The sequence below is a fragment of the Pseudomonas asiatica genome (genome assembly GCF_009932335.1).
Classification (GTDB): domain Bacteria; phylum Pseudomonadota; class Gammaproteobacteria; order Pseudomonadales; family Pseudomonadaceae; genus Aquipseudomonas; species Aquipseudomonas asiatica.
This window is the reverse complement of the sequence record NZ_BLJF01000001.1, coordinates 3933671-3946938: the sequence shown is the minus strand read 5'-3', so window position 1 is coordinate 3946938 and position 13268 is coordinate 3933671. Positions and strand designations below refer to the sequence as shown.

The window sequence follows — 13268 nt, the reverse complement described above, 5'->3', positions numbered from 1 at the left end:
CGCTAGAATGAGCGCCTTTGCGAAGTTCTGGAGTCTCATTCATGCGCACCTATCGTCTGGTGATCGCCTGCCCCGACCGTGTTGGCATCGTGGCGAAAGTCAGTAATTTCCTGGCCTTGTACAATGGCTGGATCAACGAAGCCAGCCACCACTCCGATGAGCAGAGCGGTTGGTTCTTCATGCGCCATGAAATCCGCGCCGAATCGCTGCCGTTCGGTATCGAAGCCTTCCGCGAGGCGTTTGCGCCGATCGCCGAAGAGTTCTCCATGACCTGGCGCATTACCGACTCGGCGCAGAAAAAGCGCGTGGTACTGATGGCCAGCCGCGAGTCGCACTGCCTGGCGGACCTGCTGCACCGCTGGCACACCGATGAACTGGACTGCGAGATCCCTTGCGTGATCTCCAACCACAACGACCTGCGCAGCATGGTCGAGTGGCACGGTATTCCGTTCTTCCATGTACCGGTCGACCCCAAGGACAAGGCATCGGCCTTTGCCGAAGTTTCGCGCCTGGTGCAGGAGCACGCCGCCGACGTGGTGGTGCTGGCCCGCTACATGCAGATCCTGCCGCCGCAACTGTGCCAGGACTATGCTGAAAAGGTGATCAATATCCACCACAGCTTCCTGCCGTCGTTCGTCGGCGCCAAGCCGTATCACCAGGCGGCCCTGCGTGGTGTGAAACTGATCGGCGCGACCTGCCACTACGTTACCGAAGAGCTGGACGCCGGCCCGATCATCGAGCAGGACGTGGTGCGTGTCAGCCATGCCGACAGCATCGATGACATGGTCCGCTTTGGCCGTGATGTGGAGAAGATGGTGTTGGCCCGTGGCCTGCGTTATCACCTGGAAGACCGGGTGCTGGTGCATGGCAACAAGACTGTAGTTTTTGATTGACGGCCTTGGGGCTGCTTTGCAGCCCATCGCCGGCAGGCCAGCTCCCACAGGTTTGCACATGGCTTGAGGTCGATGCGGTCGGTGTGGGAGCTGGCTTGCCGGCGAAAGGGGCGCAAAGCGCCCCCCGGCAATCTTGAGGGATACGTAATGGCGAAGACTCGCAACAACCCCACCGCCTCACCCCCACCCACCCTCGGTGAAGGCTGCCTGGCCCGCTACGACCCCGAAGCCCTGGCCGACACCGATGGCACCGATTTCCCCGGCGCTGCGGAACTTTGGCAGCAGCTCAACCCGCCTGACGCCGCCAACGCGCCAGCAGCGGGCGCGCCAGCAGGCACACAAACACCGGCCCACCCGCCAGCAGATAAAAGTAGTAAGTGACCGCCCGCCATATCAGGATCGCCGCAGCCGCGGTCGAACTGCCCACCAGTGGCGTCAGCAAGCTGGCCGAAGTCAGCTCGGCGGCACCGGCACCGCCAGGCAGCAGGCTGAACTGGCCGGCACTGAGCGAGAGCATCTGCACCAAAAAGCTGGGGATCCACGCCAGGTCTACCCCCAACCCCCTCAATACCAGGTACAACACGCTGTAGCGCAGGCCCCAGTGGGCGCAGGTCAGGGTGAACACCAAGGTCAGCGTACGCTTGGGCAGGCGCCAAGTCTGCGCCAGTGCATCGATGAAGCGTAGCAGTTTGCGTGCCCAGCGCCGCTTGCGCTGGCGGCTCATGCCCAGGCGGCGCAGCAACCTGCCGTTCACGCGCATCACCGTGCGCCGGTAGCGCAGCAGGCCGATCACTCCGGCCAGTGCCGTGCACAGCAGCAACGCGCTGCCCAGCAACATGCTCTCCTGGCTGCGGCCCAGGCTGTGGAACAGTGCATAACCGGCAATAGCCAGCATCGCGCAGAAAAAGAACACCAGGTCGTTCAGCTGATCCATGGCAAACACCGCGCCGCTGCGCGCCGGGCCTATCCGGTCACGTGCCAGCAGGGCCATCAGGGTCAAGGGGCCGCCGCTGCCGCCGGGGGTGGTACAGATGGCGAACTCGGTAGCCATCACCACACCCAGGCTGCGCAGGCGCCCAAGCCTTGCTCCTTGCTGGCCGAGCAACAGGCGCAAGCGGATGGCGTTGATGACCCAGCAAAGCAGGATCATGCCCAGCAGGGTCAGCATGAGGCTGGGGGCGAAGCGCTGCAGCCTCGGTAGCAGCTCGCTGCCACCGAGCAGTGCCGGTACCAGCATGGCACCCAGCAGTGCCAGGGCCAGCCAGGCCAGGCGGTTCATACGCTGGCCTGGCGGTCGAGCCAGGTGGATTTGGTCAGCGGCTCTCGGCCCTGTGCCAGTAGCGTGTGCAAGGTGTTCAGCCAATAGTCGCGGGACGCGCGATGGCGCATGTCCACCGGGTGCAGGCCCAGGCGCAGGGTCTGGGCGTCGCGCCAGCGCCGGCATTGCCAGTCGCACAGCACCCGTGACAGGCCACGGCGCCAGGCGCTGCGTGCACTCCAGACAAGCCCTGGGGCCTTGATCGCGGTGAAGTCCGGTAAACGATACAGGTGCTGTGGCGTGCTGGTGTAGCGCAGCGGCAGACGGCGCAGTGCCTGGCGGGTGCCTTCGCTCATCAGCCAGGCAGGCGCGACGAAGCCTGCCACTGGCCAGCCCTGCTGGGCGAACAGTGCCAGGCCGTGCTCCAGTCGTTGCAGGGCCTGCTGCTGGTCAAGGGCGTAGAATTCCCCTTCGTGGGTATAGATGCGGCGCATGAAGTATTCGCCGGGTGTGCGCGGTGGTGGCCCGCTGTCGGCATGGTAGAAACCGTGCAGGGCAAGCTCGTCGCCCTGGGCCAGGCGCCGTTCGAGCAAGCGGCAGAAGGTAGGCGAGCGTTGCAGCGGGTTGCGGTGGTGAAAGTCCGGCACCACCAGCCAGGTCATGGGGATGCCGCCGATGGCGTCGACGGCCTGGACGAAGGGCTGGTAGTCGGGCCAGGTTTCGGGCGCGACATCGTGCAGCACCAGCATCAGGCTGCGCGATGCCGGTAGCGGCTCAGCCATGGGCACGTACCTGTGGCTGGTGGCCGAGCACAGCCTGGTAGTGTTGCAGCAGGCCGGCGACGACGTTGTCCCACGAATAGTGCTGCTCGGCATGGCGACGGGCCTGTACCCCAAGCGTGCGCACACCGGCTTCGAACGCCTCTTGCACGGCCGTCGCCATGGCCTGGCTATCGTTGGGGCGGCACAAGCGCCCGCATTGTTCGTTGACGATTTCGCCGAAAGCACCTGCGCGCACGGCCACTACCGGCGTGGCGCTGGCCATCGCTTCGAGAATGACCAGGCCGAAGGTTTCCTGGTCACCGGCATGCACCAGCAGGTCGGCGCTGGCCATCAGCCGGGCGACTTCCGGTGCCGGGCAGAAGTGATCGATCACACTGACGTTCCGCGGTACGTTGGCCGGCATGTTCGAACCCACCAACAGCAAGTGGTAGGGGTGGCCCAGGTGCTGCATGCAGTCGAGCAGCACCGGCAGGTTCTTTTCTCGCGAGCCACGGCCGGCGTAGATCAGCAGGCGACTGGTTTCGGCAATACCCAGTTCGGCACGCAGCTGCGGGTCGCGCTGGTTGGGGTGGAAGGTGGCCAGGTCGACGCCCAGGCGCTGCACGTGCACATCGCGCACGCCCAGGCGGCGCAACTTGTCTGCCATGACCTGGCTGGGGGCCAGGACCCGGTCGAAATTGCCGTACAGCTTGCTGACATAGGCCTCGACATTGGGGGTGAACCAGTTGCCCATGCGGTTGCTGACCAGCAGCGGCAGGTCGGAATGGTAGAAGCCGATTACCGGCACATCGAGCTTGCGCCGCGCTTCCAGCGCAGCCCAGGCGGTCAGGTAGGGGTCGCCGACTTCGATCAGGTCGGGCTTGAGCCTGCGCAGCACATTGCACCAAGGGGCCAGGCGTACCGGGAAGCGGTAGCCATTGCCGAACGGCAGTGGCGGTGCGGGCACCTGGTATATGCCATCGGCGTGCTGGGCGCTGGCACCGGGTATCAGCAAGCTGTGGCGGACGCCCTGGATGGCGTCGAGGCGGTGGTGTTTGGCATCAAGATAGGTACGTACGCCACCACTGGCGGGGGCGTAGAACATGGTGATGTCGGCGATGTGCACGATCAGCATCCCTCCGGGATCGTCTTCGGGTCTGTCATCCGGCGTTAACGGGCCGGCGATGACGCGCCTAAAGGTTGACCTATCAGAAGGATAGTTTGTTCGATCGGGGTTGGGTGGGGTTGGGAAGAGGGTAGGCTGCACAAGCGTTGTAGGAGCAGCCTTGTGCTGCGAAGGGGCCAGAGAAGGCAACACAGTTGTATTGCCTGTACTGGCCTCTTCGCAGCACAAGGCTGCTCCTACAAAGAGAGGAGTAGCACTTGTCAGATGCGGAAGCTGCCCACCAGGTGCTTCAGGCGGCCGGCCTGCTGCTCCAGGTCGGAGCAGGCGCGCAGGGTGGCCTGCAGGTTTTCCACGCCCTCCTGGTTGAGCATGTTGATTTCGTTGATGTCCATGTTGATCGCTTCGACCACGGCGGTCTGCTCTTCGGTGGCGGTGGCTACCGACTGGTTCATGCCGTCGATCTCGCCGATGCGCACGGTAACGCTGTCCAGCCGTTCACCGGCCTGGTTGGCGATCTGCATGCTGTCCTGGCTGTGGCGCTGGCTCTGGTCCATGGTCTCGACCGATTCGCGCGCGCCGACCTGCAGTTCTTCGATCATGGTCTGCACCTGTTGCGCCGACTCCTGGGTGCGGTGCGCCAGGTTGCGTACTTCATCGGCGACTACGGCAAAACCACGCCCGGCTTCACCGGCACGGGCCGCTTCGATGGCCGCGTTCAGCGCCAGCAGGTTGGTCTGCTGGGAAATGCTGGTGATCACCTCAAGGATCTGACCGATGTTGACGGTCTTGCTGTTCAGCGTCTCGATGTGCGCGCTGGAAGTGACGATCAGGTCGGACAGGCGGTTCATTGCCGCAATGTTGCGTTCCACCACCTGCTGCCCTTCTTCGGCCAGCAACCGCGCCGAACTGGCGTGCTGCGAGGCCTGGGCGGCGTTGCCGGCAATTTCCTGGGCGGCGGCGCCCAGTTCGTTGATGGCGGCGGCCACGCTGTTGGTACGGTTGGACTGTTCGTCGGAGTTGGTCATCGACGAGTTCGAGGCACTGATGACCCGCAGGGCAACTTCGTTGACCTGCTCGGTGGCCGAGGACACTTCGCGGATCGAACTGTGTATACGTTCGACAAAACGGTTGAAGGCGCTGCCCAGGACGCCGAACTCGTCATGGTTGTGGATGCGCAGGCGCTTGGTCAGGTCGCCTTCACCCTCGGCAATATCTTCCATGGCACGGGTCATGGTGTGCAGCGGCTGCATCAGCACGCGGATCAGCAGCCCGAGCAGGCCGATGATGATCACCACCGCCACCAGCGTGGCGATCACCGCTGACGTGCGGAAGGTGCTCAGCATCGAGAAGGCCTTGTCCTTGTCCACCGACAGGCCGATGTACCAGTTGGCCGACGGCAGGCCGGTGATCGGGGTGAAGGTCAGCAGGCGGGCCTGGCCGTCGCTCTGCACTTCGGTCAGCTCACCGCTCAGTTTCGGCGTGTGCTGCGGGAACAGGTCCGACAGCGACTTCATCACCAGGTCTTTGTCCGGGTGCACCAAGATCTTGCCTTGATCGTTGACCAGGAAGGCATAGCCCATGCCGCCGAAGTTCAGCGAGTTGATGATCTGCGCCAGGCCGTCCAGGGCCAGGTCGCCACCGACGACACCGACACTGCCGGACACTTTGTTGATGATGCCGATGACCATCCTGTTGGTGGCCATGTCGATGTATGGCTCGGTCAGGATCGGGCCTGCGGCGTTCATGCCGTCCTTGTACCAGGGACGGATACGTGGGTCGTAGCCGTCAGGCATCTTCGTGTCAGGACGCACGCTGAAGCCACCGTCGACCTTGCCCACGTAAACCGTGAGAAAGCTCGAGATCAGCGCATTCTGGCCCATCAGGGTTTCGGCGTTGGTCGGGTCCTGGGCTATGTTCTGTGCCAGGTTTTCCACCAGCTTGATACGGCCTTCGAACAGGTTGCGGATATTGGTCGAAGTGGAAGCGCCCATTTCAGCCAGATAGTTCTCGAGGTCCTCGCGGATCGCATTACGCTGGAGGTAATCGTTGTAGAGCGTGAAAAGGCTGAAGGCGAGTATCACGATCAGTGATGCTGCCAAAAGAATCTTGTGGCTGAAACGAAGGCTTTTGTTCATGGCGTAATCGGTTCCGCTAAGGTTTCATATCAGGCGTTTGCACGCGTGGAGTCGCAAAGCAGTGCAATATCCCGAAAAGTCCCTTTTCGGTTGTTCCTCTCTATTAAGGCGAATATCACCCACAGGTATCGGCCGAATTACGGTAAAGCTTGAGCAGAGGATTTAAGAGATGTCGGAAATTTCGACCATCGTTGTAGGTGCTGGCCCGGATGGCCAGCCGGTTGGGCAAGCTATGAGGTTGGCCAACCGCCATGGCCTGGTAGCGGGCGCTACGGGTACTGGCAAGACCGTCACCTTGCAGCATCTGGCGGAAGCGTTCAGTGACGCGGGGGTTGCGGTGTTCGCCGCCGATGTCAAAGGCGACCTGTGCGGCCTGGGCGCTGCTGGTGCGCCGCAAGGCAAGGTGGCCGAGCGCATCGCCGGCATGCCCTGGCTGGGGCACAGGCCCCAGGCTTACCCGGTGAGCCTGTGGGACATTGCCGGGCAGTCCGGCCACCCGCTGCGTACCACCCTCAGTGAAATGGGGCCGCTGCTGCTGGGCAACCTGTTGGAACTGACCGACAGCCAACAGGCGGCGCTGTATGCGGCGTTCAAGGTAGCCGACCGTGAAGGCCTGCTGCTGCTGGACCTCAAGGACCTCAAGGCGCTGCTCGCGCACCTGAAGGACAACCCGCAACTGCTGGGCGAAGACAGCGCGCTGATGACAACGGCCTCCACTCAGGCGCTTTTGCGCCGGTTGGCGACCCTGGAGCAGCAGGGCGCCGAGGCGTTGTTCGGTGAACCGGGGTTGCAGCTCGAGGACCTCCTGCGGCCAGACCCGGATGGCCGTGGGCGTATCCACCTGCTGGACGCCAGCCGGTTGGTTCACGATGCACCGAAGGTGTACGCGACCTTCCTGTTGTGGCTGCTGGCCGAGTTGTTCGAGCAACTGCCCGAGCGCGGTGATGCCGATAAGCCGGTGCTGGCGTTGTTCTTCGATGAAGCGCACTTGTTGTTCAACGATACACCCAAGGCATTGCAGGATCGCCTGGAGCAGGTGGTGCGGCTGATTCGTTCCAAGGGCGTGGGTGTGTACTTCGTCACCCAGTCGCCGGGGGACTTGCCAGATGCGGTGCTGGCCCAGTTGGGCTTGCGCATTCAGCATGGCTTGCGGGCGTTTACCGCCAAGGAGCAGAAGTCGCTGCGGGCGGTGGCTGATGGCTTCCGCCCCAACCCGGTGTTCGACACCCTGGCGGTGCTGACCGATCTGGGTATTGGCGAGGCGCTGGTGGGGACACTGGAAGAGAAGGGCACGCCAGCGATGGTGCAACGTGTGCTGATTGCACCGCCGCAGTCGCGTATCGGGCCGTTGAGCGCGGCTGAGCGCAGTGCGCTGATTGCCAATTCGCCGCTGGCGGGGCGTTACGACAAGCCGGTGGACCGTGAATCGGCCTATGAGATGCTGACCCAGCGCAAGGGCGAGCCGGTGGAGCCCGTGCCGCAACCCAAGGCGGATGAAGAGAGCTTTGCCGACAAGGCTGGTGAGTTCTTGCAGAGTGCGGCAGGGCAGGCAATCAAGTCGGCGGTGCGCCAGGCGGCCAACCAGTTGGGGCGGCAGTTGGTGCGAGGGTTGATGGGGTCGTTGCTGGGGGGCAAGAAAAGGTAGGTTGCCTGTACCGGCCCCATCCACAGGCCTGCGCTGTACCTGTAGGAGCGGCCTTGTGTCGCGAAAGGGCTGCGAAGCAGCCCCGGGATTTCAGCGCAGATGCGCAAATTGCCGGGGCTGCTCTGCAGCCCTTTCGCGACACAAGGCCGCTCCTACAAGAGGCGTGTGTGTTTGCGGATACGAAAAAGGCGCCCGAGGGCGCCTTCTTCTTATTGCGGTATCACTCAGCCAATGGCTTTGGACGCCAGCCAGAACAGGCCGGCCGCCAGGCCCATCGACGCAGGCAGGGTCAGTACCCAGGCCAGCAGGATGGTCTTCACGGTGCCGCCTTGCAGGCCGCTCTTGTTGGCGACCATGGTGCCGGCCACACCGGACGACAGCACGTGGGTGGTCGATACCGGCAGGGCGAAGATGTTGGCCATGCCGATGGCACAGGCCGCGGTGATCTGTGCCGACATGCCCTGGGCATAGGTCATGCCCTGCTTGCCGATCTTCTCGCCAACGGTCAGTACCACGCGCTTCCAGCCGACCATGGTACCCAGGCCCAGGGCCAGGGCGACGGCCACGATCACCCAGAACGGGGCGTACTCGGTAGTGGCGGTCAGGTCTTTGCGCAGTTTTTCCAGATCGGCCTTTTCACGGGCTTCCAGACCTGGCAGCTTGCCGACCTTCTTCGCCGTGTCGTCCAGGCACAGCAGGTAGCGGCGCACTTCGACACGCTTGTCGGCACTCAGGCTGTGGTAGTCGGTCACGCCCTGCAGCGAGGACTGCAGCGCGGCAATGGTCGGCTCGGTCTGCTGCGGGTTGCAGCTGAACTGCTCCGGCAGGTCGCTGGACTTGGCCTTGCCCAGTGCCAGGAACTCGCCCAGGGTGGCGGCGTTGCGCTGGTAGAACTGGCTCATGTGCAAGGTGGCGTCGCGGGTACGCTCGATCTGGTAGGTGGTGCTGTTCAGGTCGAGGACGAATTTGGCCGGGACGATACCGATCAGCACCAGCATGATCAGGCCGATGCCTTTCTGGCCGTCGTTGGAGCCGTGCACGAAGCTCACACCCATGGCCGAAACCACCAGTACCAGGCGGTTCCAGAACGGTGGGTGCTTCTTGTCGTCGAGCTTGCGGCGCTGCTCGGGGGTCTTGTGCATCTTCGACAGCGGGCGCCACCACTTGAGGCCGATCAGCACCATAGCGGCAACGGCGAAGCCGGCCATCGGCGAGACCACCAGCGACATGGCGATGTCGATAGCCTTCTGCCAGTTGACACCGTCGCCCAGCGGGATGTCGTTGATCAGGGCGTTGGCCAGGCCGACGCCGAGGATGGAGCCGATCAGCGTGTGCGAGCTGGAGGCGGGGATACCGAAGTACCAGGTGCCCAGGTTCCAGGTGATGGCCGCAGCCAGCAGCGAGAAGACCATGGCCAGGCCGTGTCCGGTGTTCACATTGATCAGCAGCTCTACTGGCAGCAGGTGCACGATGGCATAGGCCACCCCGACACCGCCGAGCAGAACGCCAAGGAAGTTGAACACGCCGGAGAAGAACACGGCGAGGTGCGGCGGCATGGCTTTGGTATAGATGACGGTAGCTACCGCGTTGGCGGTGTCATGAAAGCCATTGATGAACTCGAAGGCGAGCACGAAGGTCAAGGCGAGCAGCAGGCTCACCAACACCCAGGCATCCAGTCCGCTGAATAATTCGATCATGAAGGTTGTCTGGCGGTCTTAGGGGGGCGGGATTATGCCAGAAAACGTTGGCAATCGATGCATTTGCGACAGACCGACGGCAATCTTCCTGACGCGAGCGTGATGTGCACGGTGCGACGTGCCGGCAGGGAAATATCCGCTAAAGCGCGTAAAAGCTGGCGAAAACCGGCAAAAAGCTGGAAAAAAAGCCGCTTCGCTTCTTTTCAAACGGGCGTATGAAATTTGTGTAATTCCATTTCACCTTCGGCCGGACAGTAAAGATCGACCGCGCCCGGGCTGGCCGGGCGACGACGCGCTGGCGTGGTCCCGGGTCAGGGAGTGTCGCTGCGCAGTTCCTTTTCCATACGTTCCAGTTCCTGGCTGAAGGCCTGGTCGCGCACGCTGGCGCGCTTGCGCCAAGGTTTGCGTTCCGGATCCGGTTGTGCGGCGTAAGTGGTGACTTCGCCACCATAAACATCCTTGTAACGTTCAGCCTGGCGCTCGAGTTCCGCGCGCAGTTCATCTTTCGTCACAGTAGTACCTGAATTAAGTTTGATGACAGTTGTTAAGCGTTGTGCAGCGTGCACATGCCTTGCTGGCCGCAACGGCTTGATACAGCGGAGGGTTCCATTACCACGGCATCGTCGAGGCCTGCGCAATCGATTATAGCAATCGATATTCGCCGAACATCGTAATTTACCCAACCCTGACATCACAAGACGCAAGTAATGGAATGCATTCGATGACAGTTTGGGCCTTTCGTACAAGTTTGAAAGGCAATACGGACAAAAGTTCGTTGCAGTGCAGCAGCGGGACAGTCGACCGGGAGGGTAATGAAAAACGGCCTCGCCAAAAGGCGAGGCCGTTGCCTGGGGACTTCTACGGTGGGTACCTGACCAGTCTCTCCAAAGAAGCCACAAGTGGCATGAGAAAGGTATAAGTAAAAGTGTCAGCGGTCAATTGCGATTATCGGCCGTTTGTTCGATAATCGCACGAGTGGGCGTTTTTTTCTGAGGTGTGCGATGAGTGACGAAACCTTGGCCAGCGATTCCGTCAATCCAGAGTCGGTCAACCTGGAGCAGGGGCGACCTGCCTCGGCAGCCCTGGCACCACCGATCGTGGCGTCACCGGCCAAGCGCATCCAGGCCTTTACCGGCGACCCGGACTTCATGACCTCCCTGGCGCGAGGCCTGGCAGTCATCCAGGCCTTCCAGGAACGCAAGCGCCACCTGACCATCGCCCAGATCAGCCACCGCACCGAAATCCCCCGTGCTGCGGTACGCCGTTGTCTGCACACGTTGATCAAGCTGGGTTACGCCACCACCGACGGGCGCACCTATTCGCTGTTGCCCAAAGTGCTGACGCTGGGGCATGCGTACCTGTCGTCGACGCCGCTGGCGATTTCCGCCCAGCCTTACCTGGACCGCATCAGCGACCAGCTGCACGAGGCGGCCAACATGGCCACGCTGGAAGGTGACGACATCCTTTATATAGCCCGTTCGGCGACCGTGGAGCGGTTGATTTCGGTCGACCTGTCGGTGGGCGGGCGCCTGCCGGCCTATTGCACATCGATGGGGCGTATTCTGTTGGCGGCCATGGACGACACCAGCCTGCGTGAATACCTGGAGCGTGCCGACCTGAAGGCGCGTACCAGCCGTACCTTGCACGACCCCGAGTCGCTGTTCGCCTGTATCCAGCAGGTGCGTGCCCAGGGCTGGTGCGTGGTAGACCAGGAGCTGGAGCAGGGGCTGCGCTCGATTGCGGTGCCGGTGTATGACGCCTCGGGGCAGGTGCTGGCGGCTTTGAATGTGAGTACCCATGTCGGGCGGGTGACGCGCAGTGAGCTGGAGCAGCGGTTCTTGCCGATCCTGCTGGCGGCCAGCCGGGACCTATGTCATCAGTTGTTTGGTTGAGCCCCGAAGGGGCGCACAGCGCGCCACTTTCAAATTTAGAACAGGCAAAACCCTTTCCTGTGCGATAAACGCACAGTGTCGTTCGCGGTGAATTGCGCCGCCTCCGCTCGCTGATTAATGTCTCTCGCAACGGTCGGCTGTGCCGACCGAACAAGAAAAACATAAGAGGCACTTAACATGAATACTGTCCCCTCGCTGCCGCGGCCGCACCCGCGCGCAGTACCGTTATATCCAGGCTGACGCCGGCTGCATTCCCCAAATCATCGTCCTCTGTACCGTTTGATCGCGTGCAGTGGGCTGGCTGTGCCCATCATTCTGGAAAACAATAATGAATCAAGCGCAAACCAACGTCGGCAATAGCCTCGACGTCCAGTCGTTCATCAATCAGCAGCCGCTGTCCCGCTACCAATGGCGGGTGGTGTTGCTGTGCTTCCTGATCGTCTTCCTCGATGGCCTGGACACCGCCGCCATGGGCTTCATCGCCCCGGCCCTTTCGCAGGAGTGGGGGATAGACCGCGCCAGCCTCGGCCCGGTCATGAGTGCTGCATTGATCGGTATGGTTTTCGGTGCCCTCGGCTCCGGCCCGCTGGCGGACCGTTTTGGCCGCAAGGGCGTGCTGGTGGGCGCAGTGCTGGTATTCGGTGGCTTCAGTCTGGCCTCGGCCTATGCCACCAACGTCGATCAGTTGCTGGTGTTGCGCTTCCTGACTGGCCTGGGCCTTGGTGCAGGTATGCCCAACGCCACCACGCTATTGTCTGAATATACCCCCGAGCGCCTCAAGTCGCTGCTGGTGACCAGCATGTTCTGCGGCTTCAACCTGGGCATGGCCGGTGGTGGTTTCATTTCCGCCAAGATGATCCCGGCCTACGGCTGGCACAGCCTGCTGGTGATCGGTGGCGTGCTGCCGTTGCTGCTGGCGCTGGTGCTGATGGTGTGGCTGCCGGAGTCGGCGCGGTTCCTGGTGGTGCGCAATCGGGGCACCGACAAGGTGCGCCAGACCTTGTCGCCCATCGCGCCGCAGGTGGTGGCCGAGGCGGGCAGTTTCAGCGTGCCGGAACAGAAGGCGGTGGCCGCGCGCAACGTGTTCGCGCTGATCTTCTCCGGTACCTACGGCATGGGCACCATGCTGTTGTGGCTGACCTACTTCATGGGCCTGGTGATCGTCTATCTGCTGACCAGCTGGTTGCCAACCTTGATGCGCGACAGCGGCGCGAGCATGGAACAGGCCGCCTTCATCGGCGCACTGTTCCAGTTCGGTGGCGTGCTGAGTGCCGTCGGTGTGGGTTGGGCCATGGACCGCTTCAATCCGCACAAGGTGATCGGCATTTTCTACCTGCTGGCCGGGGTGTTCGCCTACGCCGTGGGGCAGAGCCTGGGCAACATCACCGTATTGGCCACGCTGGTGCTGGTTGCCGGCATGTGCGTGAACGGCGCCCAATCGGCGATGCCTTCGCTGGCGGCGCGCTTCTATCCGACACAGGGCCGCGCCACAGGGGTATCGTGGATGCTGGGTATAGGCCGCTTCGGTGCGATTCTCGGGGCCTGGAGTGGTGCGACGCTGCTGGGGCTGGGCTGGAACTTCGAACAGGTGCTCACGGCATTGCTGGTGCCGGCGGGGCTGGCGACCGTGGGTGTGATCGTGAAAGGGCTGGTGAGCCACGCTGACGCGACCTGAAGCCCGAGGGCCGCTGTGCGGCCCTTCGCAGCACAAGGCTGCTCCTATAACGGCGACGCCGCCCTCTGTAGGAGCAGCCTTGTGCTGCGAAGAATTCGACACGGTAGTGAATGAGTAGCAGGACAACAAATGGTTCGATAATCGCACAAATAGTCGATTATCGGATTGTAAGCCACCCACCAGTCT

At 62.5% G+C, this 13268-nt stretch carries 10 protein-coding genes and 1 pseudogene; 4 read left to right on the top strand and 7 right to left on the bottom strand.

Annotated elements, in window-relative coordinates; all coding sequences use genetic code 11:
* Nucleotides 1-41 precede the first annotated feature (41 nt).
* Entirely contained in the window at nucleotides 42-893 is an 852-nt protein-coding gene (gene purU / locus GYA95_RS18280) for a formyltetrahydrofolate deformylase (RefSeq protein WP_015271661.1), read from the top strand.
* A gap of 286 nt (nucleotides 894-1179) precedes the next feature.
* Here the strand turns inward: purU and GYA95_RS18275 are convergent, their stop codons facing one another.
* The 5 genes and pseudogenes from GYA95_RS18275 to GYA95_RS28370 all read right to left on the bottom strand — a co-directional run.
* Complete coding sequence (locus GYA95_RS18275) at nucleotides 1180-2172, bottom strand: lysylphosphatidylglycerol synthase transmembrane domain-containing protein (protein ID WP_015271660.1); 993 nt, start codon at nucleotides 2170-2172, stop codon at nucleotides 1180-1182.
* On the bottom strand, nucleotides 2169-2933 hold the full coding sequence (locus tag GYA95_RS18270) for a DUF2334 domain-containing protein (protein ID WP_015271659.1): 765 nt from the start codon (nucleotides 2931-2933) through the stop codon (nucleotides 2169-2171). Before GYA95_RS18270 ends, GYA95_RS18275 begins: the two co-directional genes overlap by 4 nt.
* Nucleotides 2926-4047: a glycosyltransferase family 4 protein gene (locus tag GYA95_RS18265; protein ID WP_015271658.1), complete on the bottom strand. Its 1122-nt coding sequence runs from the start codon at nucleotides 4045-4047 to the stop codon at nucleotides 2926-2928. The genes GYA95_RS18270 and GYA95_RS18265 overlap by 8 nt, the downstream gene beginning before the upstream one ends.
* Nucleotides 4048-4298: 251 nt before the next feature.
* Nucleotides 4299-5063 carry a methyl-accepting chemotaxis protein gene (locus tag GYA95_RS28375; RefSeq protein ID WP_370464237.1) on the bottom strand — a complete coding sequence of 255 codons (765 nt, stop codon included), beginning with the start codon at nucleotides 5061-5063 and terminating at the stop codon, nucleotides 4299-4301.
* Between the two features lie 93 nt (nucleotides 5064-5156).
* Nucleotides 5157-6173: pseudogene (locus GYA95_RS28370) on the bottom strand (cache domain-containing protein); the annotation flags it as partial.
* A 169-nt stretch (nucleotides 6174-6342) separates the two neighbouring features.
* Here GYA95_RS28370 and GYA95_RS18255 point away from each other — a divergent pair.
* On the top strand, nucleotides 6343-7818 hold the full coding sequence (locus tag GYA95_RS18255; RefSeq protein WP_015271656.1) for a helicase HerA-like domain-containing protein: 1476 nt from the start codon (nucleotides 6343-6345) through the stop codon (nucleotides 7816-7818).
* Between the two features lie 224 nt (nucleotides 7819-8042).
* On the opposite strand, the gene GYA95_RS18250 is transcribed toward GYA95_RS18255, so the two are convergent.
* Entirely contained in the window at nucleotides 8043-9515 is a 1473-nt protein-coding gene (locus GYA95_RS18250; protein ID WP_013974049.1) for an inorganic phosphate transporter, read from the bottom strand.
* A 311-nt stretch (nucleotides 9516-9826) separates the two neighbouring features.
* Nucleotides 9827-10027, bottom strand: coding sequence for a hypothetical protein (locus GYA95_RS27710; protein ID WP_003259583.1), 201 nt, complete (start codon nucleotides 10025-10027; stop codon nucleotides 9827-9829).
* Between the two features lie 489 nt (nucleotides 10028-10516).
* Here GYA95_RS27710 and pcaR point away from each other — a divergent pair, with 489 nt between their 5' ends.
* Nucleotides 10517-11407, top strand: coding sequence for a pca regulon transcriptional regulator PcaR (pcaR, locus tag GYA95_RS18240; protein ID WP_013974048.1), 891 nt, complete (start codon nucleotides 10517-10519; stop codon nucleotides 11405-11407).
* Nucleotides 11408-11735: 328 nt separating this feature from the next.
* Nucleotides 11736-13082 (top strand): MFS transporter, encoded by a 1347-nt coding sequence (locus GYA95_RS18235; protein WP_015271655.1) that lies wholly within the window; start codon nucleotides 11736-11738, stop codon nucleotides 13080-13082.
* Nucleotides 13083-13268 lie beyond the last annotated feature (186 nt).